General features: G+C 62.0%; 24 protein-coding genes. 2 read left to right on the top strand and 22 right to left on the bottom strand.

Annotated features, from left to right (window positions below; all coding sequences use genetic code 11):
• Window positions 1-185: 185 nt before the first annotated feature.
• A complete protein-coding gene (gene purL, locus PG879_RS17485) occupies window positions 186-4,079 on the bottom strand; it encodes a phosphoribosylformylglycinamidine synthase (protein ID WP_134997415.1) in 3,894 nt (1,297 codons plus the stop codon).
• Window positions 4,080-4,260: 181 nt separating this feature from the next.
• Between purL and mltF the strand changes: the two genes are divergently transcribed.
• Complete coding sequence (mltF, locus tag PG879_RS17480) at window positions 4,261-5,721, top strand: membrane-bound lytic murein transglycosylase MltF (RefSeq protein WP_010675041.1); 1,461 nt, start codon at window positions 4,261-4,263, stop codon at window positions 5,719-5,721.
• A 321-nt stretch (window positions 5,722-6,042) separates the two neighbouring features.
• On the opposite strand, the gene PG879_RS17475 is transcribed toward mltF, so the two are convergent.
• The 21 genes from PG879_RS17475 to ubiT all read right to left on the bottom strand — a co-directional run bounded on the left by PG879_RS17475 (window position 6,043) and on the right by ubiT (window position 25,790).
• The gene (locus PG879_RS17475) at window positions 6,043-6,279 is read right to left on the bottom strand and encodes a zinc ribbon domain-containing protein (protein WP_270830513.1); all 237 of its coding nucleotides are present in this window, start codon (window positions 6,277-6,279) and stop codon (window positions 6,043-6,045) included.
• A 118-nt stretch (window positions 6,280-6,397) separates the two neighbouring features.
• The gene (der, locus tag PG879_RS17470; protein WP_103242995.1) at window positions 6,398-7,894 is read right to left on the bottom strand and encodes a ribosome biogenesis GTPase Der; all 1,497 of its coding nucleotides are present in this window, start codon (window positions 7,892-7,894) and stop codon (window positions 6,398-6,400) included.
• Window positions 7,895-7,968: 74 nt separating this feature from the next.
• Window positions 7,969-9,153, bottom strand: a complete 1,185-nt coding sequence (gene bamB / locus PG879_RS17465) for an outer membrane protein assembly factor BamB (RefSeq protein ID WP_039038719.1) — start codon at window positions 9,151-9,153, stop codon at window positions 7,969-7,971.
• The gene (locus PG879_RS17460) at window positions 9,146-9,796 is read right to left on the bottom strand and encodes a YfgM family protein (protein WP_270830512.1); all 651 of its coding nucleotides are present in this window, start codon (window positions 9,794-9,796) and stop codon (window positions 9,146-9,148) included. The genes bamB and PG879_RS17460 overlap by 8 nt, the downstream gene beginning before the upstream one ends.
• A 3-nt stretch (window positions 9,797-9,799) precedes the next feature.
• Window positions 9,800-11,077, bottom strand: coding sequence for a histidine--tRNA ligase (hisS, locus tag PG879_RS17455; RefSeq protein WP_039038721.1), 1,278 nt, complete (start codon window positions 11,075-11,077; stop codon window positions 9,800-9,802).
• A gap of 138 nt (window positions 11,078-11,215) precedes the next feature.
• Window positions 11,216-12,346, bottom strand: coding sequence for a flavodoxin-dependent (E)-4-hydroxy-3-methylbut-2-enyl-diphosphate synthase (gene ispG / locus PG879_RS17450; protein WP_010675049.1), 1,131 nt, complete (start codon window positions 12,344-12,346; stop codon window positions 11,216-11,218).
• A gap of 10 nt (window positions 12,347-12,356) precedes the next feature.
• The gene (locus PG879_RS17445) at window positions 12,357-13,277 is read right to left on the bottom strand and encodes a RodZ domain-containing protein (RefSeq protein WP_270830511.1); all 921 of its coding nucleotides are present in this window, start codon (window positions 13,275-13,277) and stop codon (window positions 12,357-12,359) included.
• Window positions 13,267-14,058 carry a PilW family type IVa pilus biogenesis/stability lipoprotein TapF gene (gene tapF, locus PG879_RS17440; RefSeq protein ID WP_270830510.1) on the bottom strand — a complete coding sequence of 264 codons (792 nt, stop codon included), beginning with the start codon at window positions 14,056-14,058 and terminating at the stop codon, window positions 13,267-13,269. Before tapF ends, PG879_RS17445 begins: the two co-directional genes overlap by 11 nt.
• Window positions 14,059-14,069: 11 nt before the next feature.
• Entirely contained in the window at window positions 14,070-15,173 is a 1,104-nt protein-coding gene (locus tag PG879_RS17435) for a bifunctional tRNA (adenosine(37)-C2)-methyltransferase TrmG/ribosomal RNA large subunit methyltransferase RlmN (protein ID WP_041213014.1), read from the bottom strand.
• Between the two features lie 167 nt (window positions 15,174-15,340).
• Complete coding sequence (gene ndk / locus PG879_RS17430) at window positions 15,341-15,769, bottom strand: nucleoside-diphosphate kinase (protein ID WP_039038725.1); 429 nt, start codon at window positions 15,767-15,769, stop codon at window positions 15,341-15,343.
• A gap of 277 nt (window positions 15,770-16,046) precedes the next feature.
• Window positions 16,047-17,330: an aminopeptidase PepB gene (gene pepB / locus PG879_RS17425; RefSeq protein ID WP_041213015.1), complete on the bottom strand. Its 1,284-nt coding sequence runs from the start codon at window positions 17,328-17,330 to the stop codon at window positions 16,047-16,049.
• Entirely contained in the window at window positions 17,327-18,628 is a 1,302-nt protein-coding gene (pepB, locus tag PG879_RS17420; protein WP_270830509.1) for an aminopeptidase PepB, read from the bottom strand. Before pepB (PG879_RS17420) ends, pepB (PG879_RS17425) begins: the two co-directional genes overlap by 4 nt.
• A 157-nt stretch (window positions 18,629-18,785) precedes the next feature.
• Complete coding sequence (gene fdx / locus PG879_RS17415) at window positions 18,786-19,124, bottom strand: ISC system 2Fe-2S type ferredoxin (protein ID WP_005299781.1); 339 nt, start codon at window positions 19,122-19,124, stop codon at window positions 18,786-18,788.
• A 1-nt stretch (window position 19,125) separates the two neighbouring features.
• Window positions 19,126-20,973 carry a Fe-S protein assembly chaperone HscA gene (gene hscA / locus PG879_RS17410; RefSeq protein ID WP_264787680.1) on the bottom strand — a complete coding sequence of 616 codons (1,848 nt, stop codon included), beginning with the start codon at window positions 20,971-20,973 and terminating at the stop codon, window positions 19,126-19,128.
• Between the two features lie 28 nt (window positions 20,974-21,001).
• Window positions 21,002-21,520, bottom strand: coding sequence for a co-chaperone HscB (gene hscB, locus PG879_RS17405; RefSeq protein ID WP_210555991.1), 519 nt, complete (start codon window positions 21,518-21,520; stop codon window positions 21,002-21,004).
• Between the two features lie 190 nt (window positions 21,521-21,710).
• Complete coding sequence (iscA, locus tag PG879_RS17400) at window positions 21,711-22,034, bottom strand: iron-sulfur cluster assembly protein IscA (protein ID WP_010675058.1); 324 nt, start codon at window positions 22,032-22,034, stop codon at window positions 21,711-21,713.
• A 15-nt stretch (window positions 22,035-22,049) separates the two neighbouring features.
• Entirely contained in the window at window positions 22,050-22,433 is a 384-nt protein-coding gene (gene iscU / locus PG879_RS17395) for a Fe-S cluster assembly scaffold IscU (protein WP_010675059.1), read from the bottom strand.
• 54 nt (window positions 22,434-22,487) lie between these two features.
• Window positions 22,488-23,702, bottom strand: a complete 1,215-nt coding sequence (locus tag PG879_RS17390; protein ID WP_010675060.1) for an IscS subfamily cysteine desulfurase — start codon at window positions 23,700-23,702, stop codon at window positions 22,488-22,490.
• Between the two features lie 52 nt (window positions 23,703-23,754).
• A complete protein-coding gene (gene iscR / locus PG879_RS17385) occupies window positions 23,755-24,258 on the bottom strand; it encodes a Fe-S cluster assembly transcriptional regulator IscR (protein ID WP_025327241.1) in 504 nt (167 codons plus the stop codon).
• A gap of 94 nt (window positions 24,259-24,352) precedes the next feature.
• A complete protein-coding gene (gene trmJ, locus PG879_RS17380) occupies window positions 24,353-25,087 on the bottom strand; it encodes a tRNA (cytosine(32)/uridine(32)-2'-O)-methyltransferase TrmJ (RefSeq protein ID WP_270830508.1) in 735 nt (244 codons plus the stop codon).
• 190 nt (window positions 25,088-25,277) lie between these two features.
• The gene (ubiT, locus tag PG879_RS17375) at window positions 25,278-25,790 is read right to left on the bottom strand and encodes a ubiquinone anaerobic biosynthesis accessory factor UbiT (RefSeq protein WP_124243926.1); all 513 of its coding nucleotides are present in this window, start codon (window positions 25,788-25,790) and stop codon (window positions 25,278-25,280) included.
• Between the two features lie 190 nt (window positions 25,791-25,980).
• Here ubiT and ubiU point away from each other — a divergent pair, with 190 nt between their 5' ends.
• Entirely contained in the window at window positions 25,981-26,976 is a 996-nt protein-coding gene (gene ubiU, locus PG879_RS17370) for a ubiquinone anaerobic biosynthesis protein UbiU (RefSeq protein ID WP_010675064.1), read from the top strand.
• The last annotated feature ends 11 nt before the right edge of the window (window positions 26,977-26,987 follow it).

The following is a 26,987-nucleotide window of genomic DNA, read 5'->3' as shown; positions in this document are numbered from 1 at the left end:
CGTTTTGTTATCCGGTTTGAAGCCGTATGACCACTCCCTTTTGTGGGCAACTGTCAGGTGAATACCATCTCCATACACTCTATGGGCCACAGTTCTTCGACGCTTTCAGCATCGACAACTCACTCGCCCATAAAAAAACCGGCCACGGGGGCCGGTTCTGATTCGGAGCTCAAGTACGCGCGGGATTAACCCAGGCGAACCCGAGCATTGCGGAACATGCGCATCCAGGCGCCATCCTCACCCCAGTTGTCCGGGTGCCAGGAGTTGGCCACGGTGCGGAACACCCGCTCCGGGTGCGGCATCATGATGGTGGCGCGGCCGTCCGCACTGGTCACCGCGGTGATACCGTCAGGGGAGCCGTTGGGGTTGGCCGGGTATTGCACGGTGACGTTGCCGCGGTTGTCCACGAAACGCAGCCCCACCAGACCGCTCTGTTGCAGCGCAGCCAGGTGAGCGGCATCGCGCACTTCCACGCGCCCTTCCCCGTGGGAGACGGCAATCGGCATCACGGAGCCCGCCATCCCGGCGAAGAAGGCGGACGGGGAGTCCTGCACTTCCACCAGGCTGAAGCGCGCCTCGAAGCGCTCGGAGCGGTTGCGCACGAAGCGCGGCCAGAGATCGGCCCCCGGGATGAGGTCGCGCAGGTTGGACATCATCTGGCAGCCGTTGCACACCCCCAGGGAGAGGGTATCGCCGCGCTCGAAGAAGCGCTGGAACTGCTCACGGGCGTTGTCGTTGAACAGGATGGACTTGGCCCAGCCTTCGCCCGCCCCCAGCACGTCGCCGTAGGAGAAGCCGCCACAGGCCACCAGGGTCTGGAAATCTTCCAGCTTGATGCGCCCCTCGAGGATGTCGCTCATGTGCACGTCGACAGCGGTGAAGCCGGCGCGGTCAAAGGCGGCCGCCATCTCCACGTGGGAGTTGACCCCCTGCTCGCGCAGCACCGCCAGACGGGGAGAAACCCCGCGAGCGATATAGGGCGCGGCCACGTCGTCGGACGGGTTGTAGGTGAGCCTGGCCTGCAGACCCGGATCGGCGGCGTCCTGGCGGGCGGCATGTTCCTGATCGGCGCACTCCGGGTTGTCACGCAGGCGCTGCATCTGCCAGCTGGTCTCGCCCCAGATGGTGCGAAGGGCGGTGCGGCTGGCGCGATACACTTCGCTGCCGGCACGCTGGAACAGGATGAGGTCGTCTTCGCGCACCGTGCCCAGCACATGGGAGCAGGCTGCCAGACCGTGACCGGCCAGCAGGGTCAGCACCGCTTCCTTGTCTTCGCGACGAACCTGGATGACGGCACCCAGCTCCTCGTTGAACAGGGCCGGCAGCAGGTCGCCACCCACGCGATCGAGCTGGATGTCGAGGCCGCAGTGACCGGCAAACGCCATCTCGGTCAGGGTGACGAAGAGGCCGCCGTCGGAGCGGTCGTGGTAGGCAATCAGCTTGCGATCCGCCACCAGCGCCTGGATGGCGTTGAAGAAGCCCTTGAGCTGGACCGGGTTGTCCAGATCCGGAGCGCTTTGCCCAAGCTGGCGATAGACCTGGGCCAGGGCCGAGGCGCCGAGGCGCTGCTTGCCGTTGCCAAGGTCGATCAGGATAAGGTCGGTCTCACCGAGATCGGTGCGCAGTTGCGGGGTCACGGTATTGCGCACGTCCTCGACCCGGGCAAAGGCGGAGATGAGCAGGGAGAGCGGCGAGGTGACGCTGCGCTCCTCGCCGTCCTGCTGCCAGCGGGTCTTCATGGACATGGAGTCCTTGCCCACCGGGATGGTGATGCCAAGGGCCGGGCAGAGCTCTTCGCCCACCGCTTTCACGGCTTCGTAGAGACCCGCATCTTCCCCCGGATGGCCGGCAGCGGACATCCAGTTGGCGGAGAGCTTGACCCGCTTGAGGGAGCCGATATTGGCTGGTGCCAGGTTGGTCAAGGCCTCGGCCACCGCCATGCGGGCGGAGGCGGCATGAGAGAGCAGCGCCACCGGGGTGCGCTCGCCCATGGACATGGCTTCACCGTGGTAGCTGTCGTAGGTCGCGGCGGTGACGGCGCAGTCAGCCACCGGGATCTGCCAGGGGCCGACCATCTGGTCGCGGTTGACGAGGCCTGTTACGGTGCGATCGCCGATGGTGATGAGGAAGGACTTCTCCGCCACGGTCGGCAGGCGCAGCACGCGCTCGGCGGCGTCGCTGAGGGTGATGCCGTCCAGTTGCAGCGCCTTGCCCTGGGCAGGCAGGCTCTGCACGTCGCGGTGCATCTTGGGCGCCTTGCCAAGCAGCACGTCCAGCGGCAGATCGATGGGCTGGTTGTCAAAGTGATCATCAGAGAGAGTGAGATGCTTCTCTTCGGTGGCGGTGCCGATGACGGCATAGGGGGCGCGTTCGCGCTCGCACAAGGCCTTGAACAGAGGCAGCTTGTCCTGGGCCACGGCCAGCACATAACGCTCCTGGGATTCGTTGCACCAGACTTCCAGCGGGCTCATGCCCGGCTCGTCGTTCGGAATGGCACGCAGGTCGAAGCGACCACCGCGATCCCCGTCGCTCACCAGCTCCGGCATGGCGTTGGAGAGACCACCGGCGCCCACGTCGTGGATGAAGACGATGGGGTTGTCGTCCCCCAGTTGCCAGCAGCGGTCGATCACTTCCTGGCAGCGACGCTCCATCTCGGGGTTGTCACGCTGCACGGAGGCGAAGTCGAGATCTTCGGCAGACTGACCGGACGCCATGGAGGAGGCGGCGCCGCCACCCAGGCCGATGTTCATGGCCGGACCACCCAGCACGATGAGGGCCGCCCCCACCGGGATCTCCCCTTTCTGGACGTGCTCGCTGCGGATGTTGCCGATACCGCCCGCCAGCATGATGGGCTTGTGGTAGCCGCGCACCTCGACGCCGTTGTGGCTCGGCACCTGCTCTTCGAAGGTACGGAAGTAACCCAGGATGGCAGGGCGACCGAATTCGTTGTTGAAAGCGGCGCCGCCAAGGGGCCCTTCCTGCATGATGTCAAAGGCGCTGACGATGCGGCTCGGCTTGCCGAAGTCCTGCTCCCAGGGCTGCTCGAAACCGGGGATGCGCAGGTTGGAGACGGAGAAGCCCACCAGGCCCGCCTTGGGCTTGGCGCCACGGCCTGTCGCACCCTCATCGCGGATTTCGCCGCCGGAGCCGGTGGCGGCACCCGGGAAGGGAGAGATGGCGGTCGGGTGGTTGTGGGTCTCCACCTTCATCAGGATGTCGACGCGCTCCTGGTGATACTGGTACTCACCGTTGGCGGGGCTCGGGAAGAAGCGGCCACCCTGGCTGCCTTCCATCACCGCGGCGTTGTCTTTGTAGGCAGACAGGACATGGTCCGGCGTCTGCTCGAAGGTGTTCTTGATCATCTTGAACAGCGACTTGGGCTGCTGCTCGCCGTCTATGGTCCAGTCGGCGTTGAAGATCTTGTGACGGCAGTGTTCAGAGTTCGCCTGGGCAAACATGTAGAGCTCGATGTCGTTGGGATTGCGACCCAGCCGGGTGAAGTTGGTCACCAGGTAATCTATTTCGTCATCGGCCAGGGCCAGACCCAGGGTCACGTTGGCCTCTGCCAGGGCGGCGCGACCACCACCCAGCACATCTACCTGGGTAAAGGGGCGCGGCTCGTGGTGAGCAAACAGGGCGGCGGCCTCGTTCATCTCGGCAAAGACCACTTCCATCATGCGATCGTGCAGCAGGGCCGCAATCTCGCTGCGCTGGGCCACGCTCAGCTCACCCTTGGCCTGCACGTAATAGGCAATGCCGCGCTCCAGCCGCTTGACCTGTTTCAGGCCGCAGTTGTGGGCGATGTCGGTTGCTTTGGAAGACCAGGGGGAGATAGTGCCGGGGCGGGGGGTAACGAGGAACAGCTGACCGCTGGGGGTGTGTTCCGGGATGGTCGGGCCGTAGCGCAGAAGCTGGCCCAAGGTCGCTCGCTCGGGGGGCGACAGCGGGCTCGTCAGCTCGGCAAAATGCACGTATTCCGCATAGACGCTTGCTATCTCTACTCCTCTCTGTGCGCAGCTCTGCAGCAGCTTGTGGACACGAAACTCAGACAGTGCTGGGGCACCACGCAAGATTTCCATATACCTTTCTCACCAAGTTTTAGAGTGTGGGGGGATTTGAGACGCGCGTATTATAGGGATCAGGCCCATCCTGAACAAACGTTTTTCTCATCTCGCGCGGTGTGACTCCCTTCATACTCTCTGGTATAAAGGTGCCTCTTTTTTGACAAATGCCGATTTTTCAACAAGGGTACTCACCTACTTGCGCTGCATTTTTCGACTGTTCATCGGGATGATGTTGACGCTGGCCCTGGCCGGTTGCGACTTCTACCACCCCTCCAGCCAACTGGAGCAGATCCGCCAGCGAGGCGAGATCCGGGTTGGCACCCTCTACGGCCCCACTTCTTATTACCAGCGTGACGACACCGCACTGGGGTTCGACTACGAGCTGGCGCAGCTTTACGCCGACTGGCTGGGGGTCAAGCTGACCATAGTACCGGCCTACAGCACCGCCGAGCTGGTCGAGCAACTGCAAAAGGGCAAGCTGGATCTCGCCGCCGCCGCCATCGTCGTGACCCCGGAGCGGCGCAAGCTGTTCCGCTTCGGCCCTGGCTTCTACCAGGTATCCCCCAAGCTGGTCTATCGCAACGGCTCCCCCAGACCCAAGAACCTCGGTGACATCAAGGGCAGCATAGTGGTGCCGGCGGGCTCCACCGGCGAGGACCTGATGAAGGAGCTGGCCAAGCAGTACCCCAACCTGAAGTGGAGCACCAATCGGGATGCGGACGTGGAGGAGCTGCTCAAACAGGTGGCCGACGGCAAGGTGGACTACACCGTGGTGCAGGACACCATACTGGCCCGTACCCAGCGCTACTACCCTGAACTCACCGAAGGCTTGACCCTCGCCAGCAAGCAGACCGTGGCCTGGGCCATGACCAAGCTGCCCGACGACAGCCTCTACGCCAGCATCATCGACTTCTTCGGTCAGCGCTTCATGGATGGCGCCATCGCCAAGCTCGACGAGAAGTACTTCGGCCACGTACAGAACTTCGACTTCGTCGATACCCGTACCTTCCTGCAACGGGCCAAGAGCCTGCTGCCCAAGTACCAGGCTCTGTTCCAGACCCACGCCAAGGATATCGACTGGCGGCTGCTGGCCGCCATCAGCTATCAGGAATCCCACTGGGATCCCCAGGCTCGCTCCTACACCGGGGTGCGCGGCATGATGATGCTCACCGGCCCGACCGCCAAGGCGATGGGGGTAAACGATCGCACCCACCCGGAAGAGAGCATCAAGGGGGGCGCCCGCTACCTGCAGGAGATGATGGCGAAGGTGCCCGACTCGGTCCCGGCGGACGAGAAAGTGTGGTTTGCCCTCACCGCCTACAACATCGGCTACGGCCACATGATGGATGCCCGCCGCCTGACCAAGGAGCTGGGCAAGAACCCGGACGCCTGGAGCGACGTGAAAGAGGTGTTGCCGCTGCTGCAGCAGTCACGCTGGCATCGCAAGGTGCGCTATGGCTATGCCCGTGGCGGCGAGGCGCGCAACTATGTCAACAACGTGCGCCAGTACTACCAGAGCCTGCTCTGGCTCGACAACGAACAGCAGAAGGCCCATCGTCGGGAGGAGCTGGACGAGGACGACAGCAGCGAGCCGGACGTGCCGGCACAGCGTCCGGCCATCATCGCCGAAGTGGTCAAACAGATCATCACCCCCTAGCCTCGCCGGGGGTGTGTTTTCCTGCTCTGTTCTCTGTTACCATCCTTGGGTATACGAGGGGCGCGGGAGCGAACTTATTGCAATGTATTCATTGCGTTGCAGTTCCTGCCAAGGGCCCTTTCGGCCCCACGCAAGACCAGGGAGGAGAACAGGATGCGAGCACGCAGAAGAGCCATGTTGGCCCGAAAAACCAAATGTGCCTGGAGCCCGAGACGCAAGCTCAAGCTGGCCGACATGAAACGCAAGATCTGGCACAGAAACCGCTCCTTCACGCTGCTGATAGCGGAGCACACAGTATAAACCCGGCATCAGCCGGGTTTTTTATGCCTTGTCAGGCTGCGCTTCAAACAGAACGGTGCGCTTGGAGACCAGGGTGTTGCAGTGGTTGCAAAAATAATCCACCGCGCCGCAAGCCCGAAGCCGCTCCAGCTCCTGCCCGCAGGCAGGACACAGGGCCCGGATGCGATAACGGGCCTGACACTGGCCACACGTCGTCTCGCGGCTGCGGCTGCGGCTGTCCAGTTCGCCCTGACAGGCAGGGCAGGTCAGCGTGTTCATTCTCTTCTCCTCTTTACGTCACTGTGCACCGGCATTACCCGCAGCCCCTCCCCCGGTTTGTCTGCCCTGAAGAGGGCCACCAAGGAAAACGGCTGCCGGTAAGGGCAGCCGCAGGGCTTTATTTCTTCGCTTTGGCCTTGAGCAGGCGCTTGCGCTGGCGCTCCTGGCTCAGTGTCAGGGTGTTCTTCTTGCCCTCGAACGGGTTGACCGACTCCTGGAACTCCACCCGGATCGGGGTCCCCATGATCTTCAACGACTTGCGGAAGTAGTTGATGAGGTAGCGCTTGTAGGAGTCCGGCAGGTCGTTGAGCTGGTTGCCGTGGATCACGATGCGCGGTGGGTTGTAACCACCGGCGTGGGCATACTTCAGCTTGACCCGGCGACCATTCACCATGGGCGGCTGGTGATCTTCCTGGGCCATCTGCATGATGCGGGTCAGCATGGCGGTGCTGGTTCGGCGGGTCGCGGACTCGTAAGCCTCGTTGATGGATTCGAACAGGTGACCAACGCCGCTGCCGTGCAGGGCGGAGATGAAGTGCACCCGGGCGAAGTCGATGAAGCCCAGACGTCTGTCCAGCTCGTTCTTGACGTCCTCTTTCACCTTCTGATCCAGGCCGTCCCACTTGTTGACCACCAGTACCACGGAGCGGCCGCTGTTGAGCACGAAGCCGAGGATGCTCAAGTCCTGATCCGTGATGGTCTCCCGGGCGTCAATGACCAGCAGGCAGACGTTGGCATCTTCAATCGCCTTGAGCGTCTTGATGACGGAGAACTTCTCCACCGTCTCGTGCACCTTGCCACGGCGACGCACGCCGGCGGTGTCGATGACCACGTATTTCTGATCGTCGCGCTCCATGGGGATGTAGACGGAGTCGCGGGTGGTACCCGGCATGTCGTAGACGATGACCCGATCTTCACCCAGCATGCGGTTGGTCAGGGTGGATTTGCCAACGTTGGGACGACCGACGATGGCGAACTTGATGGGCAGGTCGGCGAACGGCGTCTCCTTGGTGTCTTCCCGGGTGTCGAGCTCACCGGCAGCCACCATGCGCAGCAGGGCCTCTTCGTCGAACTCCTCCAGCTCCTCTTCCTCTTGTGCCTGGGTGGCAGAGCCGACCAGGGTCTCGAGGTGAGGGGCCAGGGCCAGCTCCAGTAGGCTCAGTACGCCACGGCCGTGGGCGGCCGCCATCTGGTAGACCTCGCCCAGGGCCAGACCGTAGAACTCGGACACCGCGGAGTCACCGTCGATGCCGTCGGTCTTGTTGGCCACCAGAAACACCTTCTTGTGGGTCTTGCGCAGGTGCTCGGCGATGGCCTGATCCGCCGCGGTGAGACCGGCACGGGCATCCACCATGAAGAGCACCACATCGGCCTCTTCGATGGCCAGCAGGGACTGCTCGGCCATCTTCAGCTCGATCCCCTCCTCGGTGCCATCGATACCGCCGGTATCGACCACGATAAATTCCAGCTCGCCCAGCTTCGCCTGGCCATATTTGCGGTCCCGGGTCAGGCCGGGGAAGTCGGCAACCAGGGCATCCCGGGTACGGGTCAGGCGGTTAAACAGGGTGGATTTCCCCACGTTGGGGCGGCCCACCAGGGCAACTACAGGAGTCATAAAAGCCTCATTCTCAAGACGACAAAGGCTCCGGGTCCGAAGACCAGGAGCCGGATATTCACATTATCGGACGATCAAGGACGCTTGAGGGCGTACAACTTGCCGTCACGGCTCTGCACATACAGGGTGTCACCCTCCACCAGCGGAGCGGCATAGAGACCACTGCTGTCGAGCTGCTGCATGGCCTTGATGGTCCCGTCGGTACGGTCCAGCCAATACAGGTAACCTTCCACATCGCCGACCACCACATAGTCACCCAGGATGACGGGGGCGGTCACGGTGCGGTTTTCCAGCTGGGTGTTGGACCACAGCTCGAGACCGTTGCGGCGATCGACCGCAAACAGATGGCTGCGGCTGTCGGTCAGCACGATGGCATTGCCGGTCACCGCCATGTCGCGATAACCGGAATACTTGCGCTTCCACACTTCGTCGCCGCTCATCAGCTTGCGCGCCATCAACTGGCCGTTGTAGGCGATGGCGTAGAGCTCATCACCGGCAATCAGCGGGCTGGCATCGACGTCCACCATCCGATCCAGCTCGGTGGCGCCGCGCGGGTCAGCCACCTTGGATTGACGCACCGGCTGGCCGTTGCTCAGCAGGGCGATGCCCACCTTGCCATCGGCGCGGCCATAGATGACGGCACCGTTGGTGATGATGGGGGCGCCGGCACTGCGCAGGGTCAGGGGCGGCTGCTCTTCGGACAGGGTCCACTGCAGCTTGCCCTCGTCGGTATCGAGCGCCACCAGGCGACCGGAGGTGGTCAGCACCACCACGCGGCCATCCTCGACGGCGGGGCTCGCCACCACTTCCCCCGGCACCGTAGTCTGCCACAGCACTTCGCCGTTGGCCTCGTTCAGGGCGTAGACCACCCCGTTTTCGGACCCGAGGAACAGCTTGCCGTAGCGGGAAACCAGGCCGCCGGAGAGACGGGCGCTGCGCTTGTCGGCGTTGATGGGCAGATCTGCCAGATCCACGCTCCACAGCTCCTTGCCGCTCTCGCGCTCGAAGGCGGTCACATCGCCATCACGGGCCGCTGCATAGATGCGGTCCTCTTCCACCACCGGCTTGAGCTGGGAGTAGAAGTTGCCGATGCCATCCCCGACCGAGGAGGACCAGGCGGTATCGGCAGTGAACGCGGACTCGACCTTGGGCAGGGGCGCCATGGGGTTGAGATCCTCTTCCGAACTGAACAGGGAGCACCCCTGCAAGGCGAAGGAGACAGCCACCCCCAGCGCCATTCGCTTGTACAGATTACGCATCCGGAGCCTCGCCCGCAGTGACGGCTGGCAGCGCCAGATCATCCATCTTCAGCTTGAGTTCGGCGCTGCTCTGCAGGCCGCCGGCATCCGCCGCCGCCTGATAGGCATCGCGCGCTTCTTCGGCCTTGCCCTGCTTTTGCAGGATGTCGCCGCGCACTTCCGCCACCTGGGCCTTGAAGGCGTCGTTGTTGATCTTGCCAAGCTGGGCCAGGGCCTCGTCAGCCTTGCCCTGATCGTTCAGGACCCGTGCCAGACGCAGGGCGGCGATGGGCTTGATGCTGTCATCGCCACTGGCGGCCACCTGGGTCAGCTGCTCGGCAGCCAAATCCAGCTTGCCCGCCTTGACGGCGGCCGCGGCCAGTTGCAAGGCGGCCAGCTCGGCATAGGCGTCACCCTTGTGAGCGGTAATGAAGCTCTTTGCCTGCTCCAGGGCGGCGTCATCCCCCTTGGCGAGCTGGGCGGTCATCTCGTTGTAAGCCTGGGAGGCGGCTTCCTGGTTGTTCTGCTGCATCTCGTTGTAGTAGCGCCAGCCAAAGAGGCCGACCAGACCGATCACGGTCCCGGCGATCACCGAGGTGCCGTTCTCTTTCCACCAGCTCTTGATGACCTCAACCTGTTGTTCTTCAGTGGTATACACTTCCACAGCTTACTCTCCTTTCGCTGCCAGCAGGGCGATGGCGGCATCGACCGAGACGGTCTGTTGCTCGGCCTGGCCACGCAGATATTTGATGGTGATCTCCCCGCTTTGCACCTCGGTCTCCCCAAGGATCAGGGCAATGGCCGCGCCGCTCTTGTCGGCACGCTTGAGTTGTTTCTTGAAGTTGCCGCCGCCGCAGTGGCTCATGAGGCGCAAGTCCGGCAGGGCATCGCGCAGGCGCTCTGCCAGGGCAAAACCAGCCTGCTCGGTCCCCTCACCCACCATGCAGAGATAGACATCCACCGCCGGGCGGATGTCAGCATTGAGTTCGAGGGTTTCAAGCATCAGCACCAGACGCTCCATGCCCATGGCGAAACCCACCGCCGGGGTCGGCTGGCCACCGAGCTGCTCCACCAGGCCGTCGTAGCGACCACCGGCACAGACAGTGCCCTGGGCCCCCAGGCTGTTGGTCACCCACTCGAACACGGTCAGGTTGTAGTAGTCGAGGCCGCGCACCAGACGCTCGTTCACCTCGAACTGGATGCCGGCCGCCGTGAGCAGGCGCTTGAGCCCTTCAAAGTGAGCCAGGCTCTCTTCGCCCAGGTGGTCGAACAGACGGGGGGCACCTGCCAGGATGGCCTGCACTTTCTCGTCCTTGGAGTCGAGCACCCGCAGGGGGTTGCTGTACATGCGGCGCTGGCTCTCTTCGTCCAGCTCGCTCTTGTACTGTTCCAGATAGGCGACCAGGGCATCGCGATAGGCAGCACGTTCGCTGCTCTGGCCGAGGGTGTTGAGCTGCAAGGTGACGTGATCGCTGATGCCGAACAGACGCCACAGGCGGTGAGTCAGCATGATGAGCTCGGCATCGATGTCCGGCCCGTTGATACCGAACAGCTCGACCCCGAACTGGTGGAACTGGCGATAGCGACCTTTCTGGGGACGCTCGTGACGGAACATGGGGCCCATGTACCACATCCGGCGTTCCTGGTTGTAAAGCAGACCGTGCTCGATGCCGGCACGCACGCAACTGGCGGTCCCCTCCGGACGCAGGCTCAGGCTGTCGCCGTTGCGGTCTTCAAAGGTGTACATCTCTTTTTCGACCACATCGGTCACTTCACCGATGGCACGCTTGAACAGATGGGTCTGCTCGACGATGGGCATGCGCACTTCGCTGTAGCCATAGCTGGCAACGACCTGGCGCAGGATCTGTTCTACTTTCTGCCATACCGGGCTCTGCTCCGGCAGGCAATCATTCATACCGCGAATAGCTTGGATCTGTTTTGCCACGTTGATACTCGAGAAAAAGAGGTAAAATTTGGCCGCATTATAGGGATTTTCGACCCCGAGGTAAAATCGGGTGCCCGGATGCGGGATGTAAAATCAACAACCTAAAGCCGGGGCCACCCCAGGTGGCCCCGTCATGGTTCAACCTTTGTCCACCTGGATCTGGTTGGCCGGATCCAGCATGGCAGCCCGGGCACGGATGCGACGCTCCAGGGTCGGGATCAAATCCTTGTTGTCGAGCCGGTCGACCCGCTGGCCCCCCTCGTAGAAGGCACTCTTGTTGGCGGCGCCCGCAAGGCCGAGATCGGAAACCAGCGCCTCCCCCGGACCGTTCACCACACAGCCGATGATGGAGACATCCATCGGGGTGATGATGTCTTCGAGCCGCTCTTCCAGGGCATTGACCGTGCCGATGACGTCGAACTCCTGACGGGAGCAGGAGGGACAGGCGATGAAGTTGATGCCGCGGGAACGGATGCGCAGGGATTTGAGGATGTCGAAGCCCACCTTCACCTCCTCCACCGGATCGGCGGCCAGGGAGATGCGCAGGGTGTCGCCAATCCCTTCGCTCAGCAACATGCCAAGGCCGATGGCGGACTTGACCGCGCCGGCGCGAAAACCGCCCGCTTCCGTGATGCCCAGATGCAGGGGTTGATCGATCTGCTTGGCCAGTAGGCGATAGGCACCGACCGCCAGGAAGACATCGGACGCCTTGACGCTCACCTTGAAGTTCTGGAAGTCGAGGCGATCCAGGTAATCCACGTGGCGCATGGCGGACTCCAGCAGCGCCTCTGGGGTCGGCTCGCCGTATTTCTCCTGGAGATCACGCTCAAGGGAACCGCCATTGACGCCGATCCGGATGGGGATGTTGTAGTGACGGGCGCAATCCACCACCGCACGCACCCGCTCTTCGTTGCCGATGTTGCCCGGGTTGATGCGCAGGCAGTCGGCCCCGTACTCGGCCACTTTGAGGGCGATGCGGTAGTCGAAGTGGATGTCGGCCACGATGGGGATGCGGGTCTGCTGCTTGATGAGCTTGAACGCTTCCGCCGCCTCCATGGTGGGGACGGAGACCCGGACGATGTCGGCGCCGACCCGCTCGATCCGCTGGATCTGCTCGACGGTAGCGGCCACGTCCGTGGTCTTGGTGTTGGTCATGGTCTGTACCGTGATGGGGGCATCGCCCCCAACCGGCACGTTGCCGACCATGATCTGTCTGGATTTGCGACGAACGATGGGTGATTCGTGTGCGGGCTTTTCGTGAACAGACATGGCGGACTGATTACTCCTGCGGCAGTGAGAAGCGGGCAGTCCGGCCGTTGTTGTAACGGCTCATGTCGAAGGACTTGCCCTGATATTCGAGATTGACCGCCATGGGCGCGCCAATGATGAATCTGAGTGGCTCGGGTCCTTCCAGTACCAGTTCGTCGTTCGCCTTCTTCAGACCGCTGAACAGGGTCTTGCCGTTGGCATCCTTGACGTCCAGCCAGCAATCGGCGGTGAAGCTCATCTTGAGCTGGGGCGCTTTGGCGGGCTCGGTGGTCGTGCTCTCGGCAGTCGAGACCGCGCCGGAAACGTCCGTCGGGACGGCTGCGCTGGCATCCGTAGCGACCACAGGCAGGGTCGCGGTGGCACCGCTCACCACAACCTGGGTGGACACGGCATCGGACGCTGCGGGCAGCACGGGCTCGGCGACCTCCACGGCGGGGGCAACATTCGCTTCCGGCGTATTGACGGTCGCGCTCATCTCGGTCGCCGCCAAGGCGTCGTCACCGGCAGAGCGGCGCGCCGTGCTCTGCCACCACCAGGCGACGGAGAGCCCGATCAGCACCAGGGTCACCAACCAGGTCACCACCTTGAGCCGGCTGTCATTGGCCTGCTGGCGGGAGCGACGGGAGAAGCTCTGCATGTCGATATTGTCGGGGGGAGTCAGTCCCAGCTTTTCGTAGGCGGCGAGGATGGTCTCCTCGGGGATGCCCACGAGCTTGGCATAGGCCCGCAGATAGCCACGAATGAAGGTATGGGACGTGTGCTTGTCATAGGTATCCGCTTCGATGGCGGCGATCAGGGTCAGACGAAGGTGAATGCGGGACGCAACCTGTTCCCGGGTCCAGCCGAGCTGTTCACGGGCGTTGCGCAGCAGCTGGCCTGGGCCCGCTGCCTGGGAGTCGTCTTGGAAATCGTGTGGCTGTTCAGTAGTCATTGGCTAAGTAACGCTTGGCTTGTTGCGAAGTGGGATATTGCCTTACCAGCTCAGTCCCGAATTGGTGAAGTAATGCCGGTTTGTCCATGGCCTGGGCCAGCCGCAGCCGGAGCCAGAGGCTCTCCTCGTTCTCCTCTGCCACGTCGGCAAAGCGCGCGAGGTAAGTCTGGACATCAGGAAGCTTGCCATCTTTCATGGAAAGCTCGGCCATGTCCAGCAATAACCTAGGATTACGGGGATTATACCCCAAGGCCAGACGATAATACTCGCCGGCCTTGTCATTTCTGTGATTTTGCATCGAGCAGAGCGCCGCATTCTCGTAGGTATCGGCGATCTTCACGTAATCGGGCTGGCTGACGGCCTGCAAGAACGCCTTTTCCGCTTCGTCGAAGCGGCCACGGTTGCAGAGGAAGGCGCCATAGTTGTTCATCGCGTCAGCATTGGACGGATCCATGGCCAGCGCTTTCTTGTAGCTCGCCTCGGCGGCCTTGAAATCCGACACCTGCTGGTAGAAATAGGCAAAACCGATGTAGACCTGAGGATTGTTGGGATCGTACTGAAGGGCGCGGTCGAGGTTGAATTTGGCCTGCTCGGCATTGCCCTGGCGCAGATACTGGATACCCAGATCGAGACGAGTCTGGGCGGCGGCCTTGAGGTCGGGACCCACTTCACGCTGGGTCGAATTCTGGCCAGCGTAAGTGGTCTCTGTGACACAGCCTGGCAGCGCACAGAGCGCTGCCACTACGATCAATGTACGGATATCCATTTCCTGTCTATACAATGGCTTAGGAGTTAAACCATTTTGACGGAAATCCCATCCTGTTGCATCCGATTTTTCATGGTGCGCTTGGTGCGGTCAATCACCTCCCCCACCAGCTGCCCACAGGCGGCGTCAATGTCGTCACCGCGGGTCTTGCGCACGATGACGGTCAGGCCGTATTCCATCAGCACCTTGGAGAAACGGTCGATACGGCTGTTGCTCGGCTTGCCAAACGGGTTGCCCGGGAAGGGGTTGAACGGGATCAGGTTGATCTTGCAGGGGGTTTCCTTGAGGACCTTGGCCAGCTCATGGGCATGCTGCATGTCGTCGTTGATGTGGTCGAGCAGCACATACTCCACGGTCACCCGGCCGCCGTTGGCGTTGGACTTGGCCAGATAGCGGCGTACCCCGGCAAGGAAGGACTCGATGTTGTACTTGTCGTTGATCGGCATGATCTCGGAACGCAGCTGGTCGTTCGGCGCATGCAGGGAGATGGCCAGGGCAACGTCGATCTGGTCCCCCAGCATGTCCAGCGCCGGCACCACACCGGAGGTGGAGAGAGTGACACGGCGCTTGGAGATGCTGAAGCCGAAGTCATCCATCATCAGCTTCATGGCCGGTACCACGTTGGCGAGGTTGAGCAGCGGCTCACCCATGCCCATCATCACCACGTTGGTGATGGGACGCTTGCCACCCACCACTTTGGCGGCACGCCACACCTGACCGATGATCTCGGAGACTTTCAGGTTGCGGTTGAAGCCTTGCTGGGCGGTGGAGCAGAAGGTGCACGCCAGGGCGCAGCCCACCTGAGAGGAGACGCACAGGGTAGCGCGGTCCGCTTCCGGAATGTAGACGGTCTCCACCTCCTGATCGCCCACCTGCAGCGCCCATTTGATGGTGCCATCGGCGGAGCGCTGTTCACGGCTGATCTCGGGGGCACGGATCTCGGCAATGGCCTTGAGCCGCTCGCGCAGCGCCTTGTTGACGTTGCTCATCTGATCGAAATCATCACAACCGAAGTGATAGATCCACTTCATTATCTGGTCTGCCCGGAACGGCTTCTCGCCCAACTCGACGAAGAAGGCACGCATGGCATCCCGGTCGAGATCCAGCAGGTTGGTTTTTGTTTCGCTCATCAGGGGCCTCAGCTCACACACTTCATAAATTATCGGCTGACCTACGTCAGGGGGCGGCATTGTACAAATAATGGGTCTGGCTTTCCACCTGGAGAATAAGTGGATATTGGCAGGATGACCAAAAAACAAAAGGGAGCCGAAGCTCCCTTGGTCACCAGCAGACAACATCAGCCGCGCGGGCAGATCTCGTCGTCGGAAAAGAAGTAGGCGATTTCACGGGCGGCAGAGGCCGGGGCATCGGAGCCATGGACGGCGTTGCGATCGATGCTCTCGGCGTAGCAGGCGCGCAGGGTGCCTGCCAGAGCCTCTTTCGGGTTGGTGGCGCCCATGATTTCACGGTGACGGCGGATGGCGTCTTCACCTTCCAGCACCTGTACCATGACGGGGCCAGAGGTCATGAAACCGACCAGAGCATCATAAAACGGCTTGCCCTGGTGCTCGGCGTAGAAACCGGCGGCCTGTTCGCTGGTCAGGTGCAGCATCTTGGCGGCAACCACTTTCAGACCGGCGCTTTCGAAGCGGCTGTAAATGGCTCCAATCAGGTTCTTGCTGACCGCATCCGGCTTGACGATGGAGAAGGTACGTTCGATAGCCATTGAGTTCTTTCCTTAACTACAGAGTTTTATTGTAGGAATCCATGTTCGGCGGCGATTATACGTAAACAAAAAACGAAATAACACACAAAAAATCAACTTTTTGTTAAACAAAAGAATCCTTGAAACAACATGGTGACTCATCTTGTGCCAGGGCAGAGAGAAAAAATGTGCGCTTGCGCACGATCGGCATGCTAATGCCTCAAAACCGTATCAATTGCTCAGCAAAGCAGCACTGGAAAGGGCACCCTGAGGTGCCCTTGTGATGCCGCTCACTGACTCAGCGCGTCTCCGCCAGCAGGGTATGGGCGATGGTGCGCATCCCCAGGGTATTGGCCCCGGGCGCCCACAGACTGTCGCCATTTTCGCTGAAGCAGGCGGCGAGATCGACATGCAGCCAGCCTCTTCCCTCATCAGGGACAAAGCGGGAGAGGAAGCCGGCCGCATTGGAGGCCCCCCCCGGTCCGCCGCCCGGCACGGGGCGGCTGTTGGCGGTGTCGGCATAGTGGGACGGGCACTGCTGGCGATGCCAGGGCTCCAGCGGCAGCGGCCATGCTGGCTCCTGCTCCGCATCCGAATAGGCCATGGCGCGGCTCACCAGCCCCTTGTCGAGGCCAAACAGGGCGTTGTAACGCCCCCCCAGCGCCATCACGGCCGCCCCGGTGAGGGTGGCGGCGTCGATGATGAGCGGCGCACCAGACTCGCCGGCCAGTTGCAAGCCGTCGGCCAGGATCAGACGCCCTTCGGCGTCGGTGTTGACCACCTCCACCGTGGTGCCGTTCTTGTAGGTGAGGATGTCACCCAGCTTGTAGGCATGGCCGGATACCAGGTTCTCGGCGCAGCAGAGGATGAGCTTCACCCGCTTGTCGAGGCCACGCAGAATAGCCAGCGCCAGCGCACCGGTGACGATGGCGGCGCCGCCCATGTCGTGTTTCATGGTCAGCATGCCCTGGGAGGTCTTCATGGAGTAGCCGCCGGAATCGAAGGTGATCCCCTTGCCCACCAGGGCGGCCGCTACCGGCGCCTTGGGATCCTTGCCCGGATTGAAATCCAGCTCCAGCATCACGGGCTCGCGGTCACTGCCACGACCCACTTGATAGAGACCGACCCAGCCCGCCTGTTGCAGCGCCTCTCCCTTGAGGATGCGATGGCTGATCCGGTCCGGTGCCAGCTCGGTGAGGAAGGCGGCGGCTTCGACCGCCAGCTCCAGCGGCCCCAGCTGCTCCGGGGTGGCGTTGGTCATCTCCCGCACCCAGCGCCCGCACAGCCAACGCGCCTCCAGCTCCTCCCTGTCCTCCTCGGACGAAGTGGCCCACTGCAACCCCACTTCCGCCTTGGGCGTCTGCAGCCCTTGGGCAAAGGCCCACTGCTGCTCCCGCTCCCAGTGGCCAGCCAGGACCACCTGCTGGATCCCCTGGCTGCACAGGCGTCGCGCCGCCTGCTGGATATCCAGCAAGGGAGTGGCGCTCACCAGATGGATCACCATGCCGTCGGCACGGTGGGAGAGCAGTGCCCCCTCCCCCCACTCGGCCGGTGCAAACTCTCGGCTCAACCAGACGTTCATGCGCACACCTCCTGCAACCAGCGGGCAATCGTGCGAAGACCATGGCCCTTGGCCCCGGTCGCCCAGAGCTCATTGCCCGACTTCTGATAGGAAGCGGCCAGGTCCAGGTGCACCCAGCCCTTGCCTTCGTCACGGACGAAGCGCGACAGGAAAGCCGCTGCCGTGGTGGCGCCGGCAGTGCCTTCGGCGGATGCCACATTGCCCAGCTCGGCAAAGGCCGAGGTGAGCTGGCCTGCGTGCCAAGGTTCGAGCGGCAGCGGCCAGGCCTTCTCGTTTTCGGCGTTGGCGGCAGCCAGCGCGCGCACCTGCTCCGCCTCATCGAGAGCAAACACGGCGTTGTAGTCGCGGCCCAGCGCGGTCTTGGCGGCGCCGGTCAGGGTGGCAGCGTCGAGGATGTAGGCAGCCCCGCTTTCGCTGGCGGCCAGCAGGCCGTCTGCCAGCACCAGGCGACCTTCCGCGTCGGTATTCTGGATCTCGACCGAGATGCCGTTGCGATAAGTGAGGATGTCGCCGAGCTTGAAGGCGTGGCCGGAGACCAGGTTCTCGGCGCAGCAGAGGATGAGCTTGACCCGCTTGTTCAGGCCACGGCTGATGGCCAGCGCCAGGGCGCCGGTCACCATGGCGGCGCCGCCCATATCGGACTTCATCGGCAGCATGTTGTCGGAGGACTTCATGGAGTAGCCGCCGGAATCAAAAGTGATCCCCTTGCCCACCAGCGCCGCGACCACGGGGGCGTTGGCATCCCCAGTCGGGTTGTAGTCGAGCTCCAGCAGCACCGGCTCGCGCTCGCTGCCACGGCCCACCGACCAGATCCCGATATAACCCGATTCACGCAAGGCTTCGCCAGCGGTGATGCGGGCGGTCACCTTGTCACCGCCGAGGCTGCGAATGAGCAGCAGAGCGGACTCCGCCAGGCTCATGGGGTAGATGGCTTCCGGGCAGCCGTTGGTCACCTCTCGCACCCAGTGGGTCGCTTTGAGCAAGGCGGCGAGTTCGGCCGCTTCCTGCTCGCTCTGTTCACCAAAATCGAGCTCGCGAACCCCCTTGGCGGCATAGAAGCCCTGGGCAAAGGCGTAACGACGCTCCCCATTCCACCCCTCGCCCACCAGCTTGATGCGCTTGATGCCGCTCGACTCGAGGCGTCTGGCACCGCGCTGGATGGCGCGCAGCGCCTCCTTCTCCTGGCCAGCGGCCAGATGGAGATGGGCCTCGTCCCCGTTGAAACTGAGCAGGGCACCCTCGCCCCACTGGGCGGCGGCAGCCTGGGACGACAACCTTACGTTCATCATGTCAGCCATGTTCTCTTGCTTCCTTTTTATTGGCACTTTCATCAACGAATAGGGAAATCACGGGCACAAAAAAGGCCGCTCCCTCAAGGGTCACGGCCTTCACCATATCATTACTGCACCATGAGATGCTGCACGCGCAATTCACTCATGTGTAATTAAGGGGTCATCAGTGGCGCTCGGACGCCAGATTCAGGGTGTACTTGGGCAGTTCCACCACCAGATCCTCGTCCGCCAGTCTGGCCTGGCAGCTGAGACGGGATTCCGGCTCCAGCCCCCACGCCTTGTCCAGCATGTCGTCTTCCAGCTCGTCGCTCGGCTCGAGGGAGTCGAACCCTTCCCGCACCACGCAGTGGCAGGTAGTACACGCACAGGACTTCTCGCAAGCGTGCTCGATCTCGATGCCATTGCGCAGCGCGATATCCAGAATGGTTTCACCGGTCGCACCTTCGAGGGCTGCGCCGTCCGGACAGAGCTCGGGATGGGGCAGAATAATCAGTTTTGGCATATCACACCTTGTTGACGTTTTGTCCGGTCAGCACCTTGCGGATGGAGGCATCCATCCGGCGGGCTGCAAATTCGCCACTGGCAGCATCCGCCGCCTCGATGGCCTCTTTGATCTGGTTGGTGGTGCCCGTGCTGCGCATGGTCAGCAGATGGGCGATGGCGGCATCCAGCTCGGCCCGCTCGGCGGGGCTCAATAAAGCCTCGCCATCGGCGGCCAGGGCGGCGTTGAGGCTCTCGACCACCCGGTCGGCCTCGACCTGCTGCTCCGCCAGCATACGGGCGTCCATGTCCTGCTGGGCATTGGCGATGGAAGCGCTCAGCATGTTGAGGATGTCATCTTCCCCCAGCCCGTAGGAGGGCTTGACCTGGATCTCGGCCTGCACGCCGGAGGATTTCTCCATGGCGCTGACCGACAGCAGACCGTCCGCATCCACCTGGAAGGTGACGCGAATGTGGGCGGCGCCGGCCGCCATGGGCGGAATGCCGGTCAGGGTGAAGCGGGCCAGGGAGCGGCAATCCGCCACCAACTCGCGCTCCCCCTGCACCACGTGGATGGCCATTGCGGTCTGGCCATCCTTGAAGGTGGTGAACTCCTGGGCGCGGGCCACCGGAATGGTGGTATTGCGCGGGATCACCTTCTCGGCGAGGCCGCCCATGGTCTCTAACCCTAAGGAAAGCGGGATGACGTCCAGCAGCAGCATCTCGGCGTCGGGCTTGTTGCCCACCAGGATGTCGGCCTGGATGGCGGCACCGATGGCCACCACCTTGTCAGGGTCGATGCTGGTCAAGGGGGTGCGGCCGAAGAACTCGCCCACCCGCTCGCGCACCAGCGGCACCCGGGTCGAGCCACCGACCATCACCACTTCCAGCACCTCTTCCTGCTCGAGACCCGCATCGCGCAGGGCGCGCCGACAGGCCTGCAGGGTGCGCTTGACCAGGGGCTGGATCAGCTCGTCAAACTGGCTGCGGGTGACGGTACCCTGCCAGCCGGCAAAGGTGCAGGTAACGGCATCGGCATCGGTGAGGCCGTGCTTGATGCTGGCCGCCGCATCCAGCAACTCGCGCTGGGTACGGGCATCGAGCTGACCGGACAACCCGGCTTGCTCTTTGAGCCAGTCCGCCAGCAGATGGTCAAAATCGTCACCACCGAGTGCCGAGTCGCCACCGGTGGCCATCACCTCAAACACCCCGCGATGCAGACGCAGGATGGAGATATCGAAGGTTCCGCCACCCAGGTCATAGACGGCGATCACCCCTTCCTGGCCGGAGTCGAGGCCATAGGCGATGGCCGCCGCGGTGGGCTCGTTCAGCAGGCGCAGTACGTGCAGACCGGCCAGTCTGGCCGCGTCCTTGGTACCCTGACGCTGGGCATCGTCAAAATAGGCGGGCACCGTGATGACCACGCCGTCGAGGTCTCCCCCGAGGGACGCGGCACCGCGCTCGGCCAGTTTTTTCAGGATCTCGGCAGAGACCTGCACCGGATTGACCAGCCCCTGGCGGGTCTGCAATTGCGGCATGCCGTTGTCGGCCGCCACGAATTGATAGGGTTGCTGGCGGGTATCGATGTCGGCCAGCGCCTTGCCCATCATCCGCTTGACCGAGACGATGGTGTTGTGGGGATCGAGGGCCGCCTCACGCTTGGCATCGAAGCCAACCCGGATGGTATCGGCCTGGTAATGGACCACGGAAGGCAGCAGATCACGCCCCTGCTCGTCACAGAGGGTGTCGGCCTGGCCGCTGCGCACGGCGGCGACCAGGGAGTTGGTGGTGCCAAGATCGATGCCGACGGCACGTTTATGCTGGTGAGGCGCGGCGCTCTGGCCTGGCTCGGCAATTTGCAGTAATGCCATGGGTAATCACAATTCCTGCGTTAGAGGGTCAAGACTCGAACAGCGAGTCTTCGAATCGTTCCAGCTCCTCGAGGAGCTTGTCGACAAATTTGAGCTTGCGAACGCAATCCGCCGCCTGCAGATCCTCACCCCTGGTGAGAGAGTCGGCCAGCCGTTGCATCAACGCCTGGTGATCATGCCTGATCTCCTGGCGAAAATCCTTGATGGCCCCCTCAGGGTCGGCGTCGCCCTTGAGATCAGCCAGCCGCTCTCGCCACTCCAGCTGTTGCATCAGAAAGGCAGGATCTTGCAGTGTCTGCTGCTCGCCGCGAATATCGGTGCCCCGCAAGGAGAGCAGGTACTCGGCTCGGCGCAAGGGGGTCTTGAGGGTGGTAAACGCATCGTTGATCTGGGCAGCACGCTGCACGGCAGCCAGCTGCTCCCGCTCGGGGGCAGTCGCAAAACGATCGGGATGGAACTGGGTCTGCAACTGACGATAGGTGTCAGCCAGTTGGCGAGTATCGAGCTCGAAGCCCTCAGCCAGCCCGAACAGCTCGAAATGATTCATCCTTCATCCTCAGACAATAGCGCTGGGAGTGCAACCACACTCGTCTTGAACTTGAAAGCAGTGGCATGGACTGGCGTCCACACCACTGTGTTGATGAGCAAGGTGTTGATCACAAGAGACTCGCCGCAACAGGGCTCACCCTTGTGGCTGCGAGGCGTTGCAAACATGGGCGATCGGTCAATCGAACCACTTACACGCTGAAGCTTTCGCCACAACCACATTCGCCCTTGGCATTCGGGTTGTTGAACTGGAAGCCCTCGTTGAGGCCTTCCTTCACGAAGTCCAGCTCGGTGCCATCCAGGTGGATCAGGCTCTTGGCATCCACGATGATCTTGACGCCTTTCTGCTCGAACACCTGATCCTCGGCAGCCAGCTCATCCACGAACTCGAGCACATAGGCAAGGCCAGAACAGCCGGTCGTCTTGACGCCGAGGCGCAGGCCGATGCCCTTGCCCCGGTTGATCATGAAGGAGGAAACCCGCGCCGCTGCGGCATCTGTCATGGTTATGGCCATACTGCTCTCCGGACCTTAAAGACCTTTCTTCTGCTTGTAATCGGCGATGGCGGCCTTGATGGCATCCTCCGCCAGAATGGAGCAGTGGATCTTCACCGGCGGCAGCGCCAGCTCTTCGGCGATGTCGGTGTTCTTGATACCGGCCGCTTCGTCCAGGGTCTTGCCCTTGACCCACTCGGTCACCAGGGAGCTGGAGGCGATGGCGGAACCACAGCCGTAGGTCTTGAACTTGGCATCTTCGATGATGCCATCGTCGCTGATCTTCAGTTGCAGCTTCATGACGTCACCACAGGCCGGTGCACCGACCATGCCGGTGGCGACGCTGGGATCGTTCTTGTCAAAACCACCGACGTTGCGGGGATTCTCGTAGTGGTCGATTACTTTTTCACTGTAAGCCATATCTAACTCCTGCTAATTCCGTTGTTCACCAGACCCTTGCCATGCTGGCAAGGATCAGTGATGTGCCCATTCGACCGTGTTCAGATCGACGCCATCCTTGAACATCTCCCACAGGGGGGACATCTCGCGCAGACGACCGATAGAGTCGCAGATGAGCTTGATTGCGTAGTCGATCTCTTCTTCGGTGGTGAAGCGACCGATGCTGAAACGGATGGAGCTGTGTGCCAGCTCGTCGTTCAGACCCAGGGCGCGCAGCACGTAGGAAGGTTCCAGGCTGGCCGAGGTACAGGCAGAACCGGAAGAGACCGCCAGATCCTTCAGTGCCATGATGAGGGATTCCCCTTCCACATAGGCGAAGCTGACGTTCAGGTTACCCGGTACACGCTGATCCAGATCCCCGTTGATATAGACTTCTTCGATGTTCTTGATGCCATCCCACAGACGCTGGCGCAGGGCCATGATGTGCTGGCTCTCGCTCGCCATCTCTTCCTTGGCGATGCGGAAGGCTTCCCCCATGCCGACGATCTGGTGGGTTGCCAGGGTACCGGAGCGCATGCCGCGCTCGTGGCCACCGCCGTGCATCTGGGCTTCCAGACGAACACGGGGCTTGCGGCGCACATACAGGGCGCCAATGCCTTTCGGGCCGTATACCTTGTGGGCGGACATGGAGAGCAGATCAACCTTGAGTGCTTCCACGTCGACCGGGATCTTGCCCACGCTCTGGACGGCGTCCACGTGCAGCAGGATCTTGCGGGAACGGCACAGCTCGCCGATGGCAGCGATGTCTTGCACCACCCCGATCTCGTTGTTGGCGTGCATGATGCTGACCAGGATGGTGTCATCACGCAGGGCGCCTTCGATCTGCTCTAGAGTGAACAGGCCATTGGGCATGGGCTCGAGGTAGGTCACCTCATAGCCTTCCCGCTCAAGTTGGCGGCAGGTATCCAGCACGGCTTTGTGCTCGGTCTTGGAGGTGACGATGTGCTTGCCCTTGCCGGCGTAGAAATGGGCGATGCCCTTGATGGCCAGGTTGTTGGACTCGGTCGCACCGGAGGTAAAGACGATCTCGCGCGGGTCCGCGCCGATCAGCTCTGCCACTTGATTACGGGCCAGATCCACCGCCTCTTCGGCCTGCCAGCCGAAACGGTGGGAACGGGAGGCTGGGTTGCCGAACAGGCCGTCCATGGTGAGGCACTGCATCATTTTTTCTGCGACACGCGGGTCCACCGGACAGGTTGCCGAATAATCAAGGTAAATAGGCAGTTTCATCTTTTTCTCCGTTACGACGGGGTCACACAGCGACTCGTCGTGGAAAGCACGTTTATAGTTGGACTTTCAAGCTCACATCACCGCGTTCGGCCCGATCAACCAGGGACAACACGGTCTTCATTTGTTCATCTTGCTTGCCGGCGATACGGCGCACATCGGCCTGACCAACCAGCTCGGCCAGGGTGATATCCCCCAGGAAACTGGAGATGCGTTCGCTCAGATCCCGCCACAAGGAGTGGGTCAGGCACTGGGTACCACCGTGGCAGCCCCCTTTGCCGAGGCACTTGGTCGCATCGACCGATTCATCGACCGCGGTGATCACCTGACCGACCGAAATCTCGCCAGGGGCCAGACCGAGGCGATAGCCGCCACCGGGGCCACGTACGCTGCTCACCAGACCATGCTTGCGCAGACGGGCAAACAGTTGTTCCAGATAGGACAAGGAGATGCCCTGGCGCTCTGAAATATCAGCCAGGGGCACGGGCCCCTGCTCTGCATGCAACGCCACGTCGAGCATGGCTGTCACCGCGTAACGTCCTTTTGAGGTCAGTCTCATATGCCTTACCGTCTTGCGAACCAATCAATATGTGGCATATGGTCACATACCCGACTAAATCAGTCAAGTATATGCTTGAGTAAATCAGTCGGGATTAATCCTGTACCCTGGACTTCTGGACAGAGGTGAGAATGCCCCGCAGGATGTTCAACTCCACCGCTTCGGGTCTGGCCCGATTGAATAGACGACGCAGTTTGCTCATCACATGGCCTGGATGGTCATCGGCAATGAATCCCGTCTTTTGCAGCGTCTGCTCCAGATGCTGATAAAACCCTTCCAGTTGCTGGGCGCTTGGGTACTCGACCCGCTCATCCTCCGGGGCCGAATGCTCCTGGTTCTGTACTTCCAGCCAGCGCATCCGCACCTCGTAACAAAGGGTCTGCACTGCCATGGCCAGATTGAGGGAGCTGTATTCTGGATTGGCGGGAATGGCCACATGGAAGTGGCATTTTTGCAGTTCGTCATTGGTGAGACCGGTGCGTTCACGGCCAAACACCAGCGCGACCGGGTGCTCCATGCCCTCGGCAACCAGCTTCTCGCCCGCTTCACGGGGATCCAGCATGGGCCAGCTCAAGGTGCGGGAACGGGCACTGGTGCCGATGACCAGACCACAGTTGGCAATGGCTTCATCCAGGGTCGGCACGATACGGGCGCGAGTCAGGATATCGCTGGCCCCCGCTGCCAGGGCGACGGCCTCCTCATCCGGCTGGGCCTGGGGATCGACCAGCACCAGTTGAGTCAGCCCCATGGTCTTCATGGCCCGCGCCGCGGATCCCATGTTGCCGGTGTGAGAGGTGTTTACCAACACGATACGAATCTGATCCAACATCCCCAGTCAATCTTCAGTCAAAAATGGCGCGCAATTGTAACATAACCAATCGCTATTTTGGCACCGCTTCCGACCAGGCATTTCTGCACAAACAGACAGATGATACATCCCCACCCTGCGTGGTCACGCTGACAGTGGGGTACTGCGGCTCAAGTTCACCTGTTCCGCAGCACTCGGGCAAGAAAACGGCTCAGCTCATTGTCGCGGCAGTGGGCACGTGCGTCTCGCGGGCCCGCTCGATAAAGGTCGCCAGATCCATCAGGGGGTATTTCATCAATCCCAGCCCGTCCAGATCCAGGCTGTCCATCAGGTTTTTCACCTCCAGACCCAACTCGGTGTTCCCTTCAATCTTCAGCTTGCGCTGGAAGAAGAGGGAATCCGGGTCTTCACGGCGCCCAGCGATCAGAACAAGATCCTGGCTATTGCCGCTGAAACAGACATCGGCATGCTCACACTTCCTTGCCACCACCAATTTTCCCTCCCGCTCGCTGATAAACCAGCAGAGCTCCAGATCAGAGACTTCGACCTTGAGCCACTTGCCTGCCAGAAATTCAAAGTCGCCATCTGTGATGGCCTCTTTGAACACGCTGGCCAGCAGGCGCTCCATCAGGTTCTTCTGCAAGGAAAATGGCACCAGTTTGAGAGGATGGCGCAGAATGTGGGGAGCCTGTTCGACCAGGCGACGTTGCAGTTGTTGAAACACGATAAACTCCCAGTTTTTTGCGCATTCAAGCACAGGGCCGCAGCCATGATCCTGTTGGAAATCAAACTTGTGCCCACTTACCTCAAGAAGGGTAAAGCCACACAAAGCTGCCTCAGGTCAAAAAGTGGAAGGACGCCGGTGAATACAATCGGGCCACTTTTGCATTTTTTGCCCTCTCGGAGCGTACCCGATGGAATTACTCTGTCCGGCAGGCAGTTTGCCAGCACTGAAAACAGCCGTGGATAACGGGGCCGATGCGGTCTATATCGGCTTCAAGGATGACACCAACGCCCGCCATTTCGCCGGGCTCAACTTCACCGACAGCAAGCTGGAAAGAGCGGTTGACTATGTACACCAGCATGGCCGCAAGCTGCACATCGCCATCAATACCTTTGCCCACCCGGGCTCCGATGCCCGCTGGAAGCAGGCCGTGGACAAAGGGGTGGCGCTCGGTGCCGATGCCCTGATCATCGCCGATCTCGCCGTGCTCGATTATGCCAGCCGCCGCCATCCCGACATGGAGCTGCATGTCTCGGTCCAGGCCAGCGCCACCAACGCCGCTGCCATCCGCTTCTACCAGCAGCACTTCAACGTCGGCCGGGTGGTGCTGCCGCGGGTGCTCTCCATGCATCAGGTCAGGCAGCTGGCCCGCGAGACCGACGTCGGCCTTGAGGTGTTCGCCTTCGGCAGCCTCTGCATCATGGCGGAGGGGCGCTGCTACCTCTCCTCCTACATGACCGGCGAGAGCCCCAACACCGTCGGCGCCTGCTCACCGGCCAAGTTCGTGCGCTGGGAGGAGACCCCGAGCGGCCTCGAATCCCGCCTCAACGAGGTGCTGATCGATCGTTACGGCCCGGGGGAAAACGCCGGCTACCCGACCCTGTGCAAGGGGCGCTTCGAGGTGGATGGCCAGACCTATCACGCGCTTGAGGAGCCCACCAGCCTCAACACCCTTGGCCTCCTGCCCGAGCTGTTCCAGACCGGCATCCAGTCGGTCAAGATCGAGGGACGCCAGCGCAGCCCCGCCTATGTGGAGCAGGTGACCCGGGTCTGGCGCGCCGCCATCGACGCCTATCAGGCCAACCCCGAGGCCTATCAGGTCAAGGCTGAGTGGGATGCCCAGCTCGCCCGCGTCTCCGAGGGGAGCCAGACCACCCTCGGTGCCTATCATCGCCAGTGGCAATAAGGAGCCCTGTT

The organism is Aeromonas sp. QDB63, from assembly GCF_027707425.1.
GTDB classification, from domain to species: Bacteria; Pseudomonadota; Gammaproteobacteria; order Enterobacterales; family Aeromonadaceae; genus Aeromonas; species Aeromonas caviae.
This window is presented reverse-complemented; position numbering and strand designations above follow the sequence as displayed.

What these genes read in the sequence shown, in the direction of transcription:
- pepB (WP_041213015.1), bottom strand. Translation starts at nt 17,330, where the DNA reads ATGAACGTCTGGTTGAGCCGAGAGTTTGCACCGGCCGAGTGGGGGGAG.
- PG879_RS17475 (WP_270830513.1), bottom strand. Translation starts at nt 6,279, where the DNA reads ATGAACACGCTGACCTGCCCTGCCTGTCAGGGCGAACTGGACAGCCGC.
- ispG (WP_010675049.1), bottom strand. Translation starts at nt 12,346, where the DNA reads ATGTCTGTTCACGAAAAGCCCGCACACGAATCACCCATCGTTCGTCGC.
- purL (WP_134997415.1), bottom strand. Translation starts at nt 4,079, where the DNA reads ATGGAAATCTTGCGTGGTGCCCCAGCACTGTCTGAGTTTCGTGTCCAC.
- hscA (WP_264787680.1), bottom strand. Translation starts at nt 20,973, where the DNA reads ATGGCATTACTGCAAATTGCCGAGCCAGGCCAGAGCGCCGCGCCTCAC.
- pepB (WP_270830509.1), bottom strand. Translation starts at nt 18,628, where the DNA reads ATGGCTGACATGATGAACGTAAGGTTGTCGTCCCAGGCTGCCGCCGCC.
- iscR (WP_025327241.1), bottom strand. Translation starts at nt 24,258, where the DNA reads ATGAGACTGACCTCAAAAGGACGTTACGCGGTGACAGCCATGCTCGAC.
- PG879_RS17445 (WP_270830511.1), bottom strand. Translation starts at nt 13,277, where the DNA reads ATGACTACTGAACAGCCACACGATTTCCAAGACGACTCCCAGGCAGCG.
- iscU (WP_010675059.1), bottom strand. Translation starts at nt 22,433, where the DNA reads ATGGCTTACAGTGAAAAAGTAATCGACCACTACGAGAATCCCCGCAAC.
- bamB (WP_039038719.1), bottom strand. Translation starts at nt 9,153, where the DNA reads ATGCGTAATCTGTACAAGCGAATGGCGCTGGGGGTGGCTGTCTCCTTC.
- trmJ (WP_270830508.1), bottom strand. Translation starts at nt 25,087, where the DNA reads ATGTTGGATCAGATTCGTATCGTGTTGGTAAACACCTCTCACACCGGC.
- der (WP_103242995.1), bottom strand. Translation starts at nt 7,894, where the DNA reads ATGACTCCTGTAGTTGCCCTGGTGGGCCGCCCCAACGTGGGGAAATCC.
- ubiU (WP_010675064.1), top strand. Translation starts at nt 25,981, where the DNA reads ATGGAATTACTCTGTCCGGCAGGCAGTTTGCCAGCACTGAAAACAGCC.
- hscB (WP_210555991.1), bottom strand. Translation starts at nt 21,520, where the DNA reads ATGAATCATTTCGAGCTGTTCGGGCTGGCTGAGGGCTTCGAGCTCGAT.
- PG879_RS17390 (WP_010675060.1), bottom strand. Translation starts at nt 23,702, where the DNA reads ATGAAACTGCCTATTTACCTTGATTATTCGGCAACCTGTCCGGTGGAC.
- iscA (WP_010675058.1), bottom strand. Translation starts at nt 22,034, where the DNA reads ATGGCCATAACCATGACAGATGCCGCAGCGGCGCGGGTTTCCTCCTTC.
- ndk (WP_039038725.1), bottom strand. Translation starts at nt 15,769, where the DNA reads ATGGCTATCGAACGTACCTTCTCCATCGTCAAGCCGGATGCGGTCAGC.
- fdx (WP_005299781.1), bottom strand. Translation starts at nt 19,124, where the DNA reads ATGCCAAAACTGATTATTCTGCCCCATCCCGAGCTCTGTCCGGACGGC.
- PG879_RS17435 (WP_041213014.1), bottom strand. Translation starts at nt 15,173, where the DNA reads ATGAGCGAAACAAAAACCAACCTGCTGGATCTCGACCGGGATGCCATG.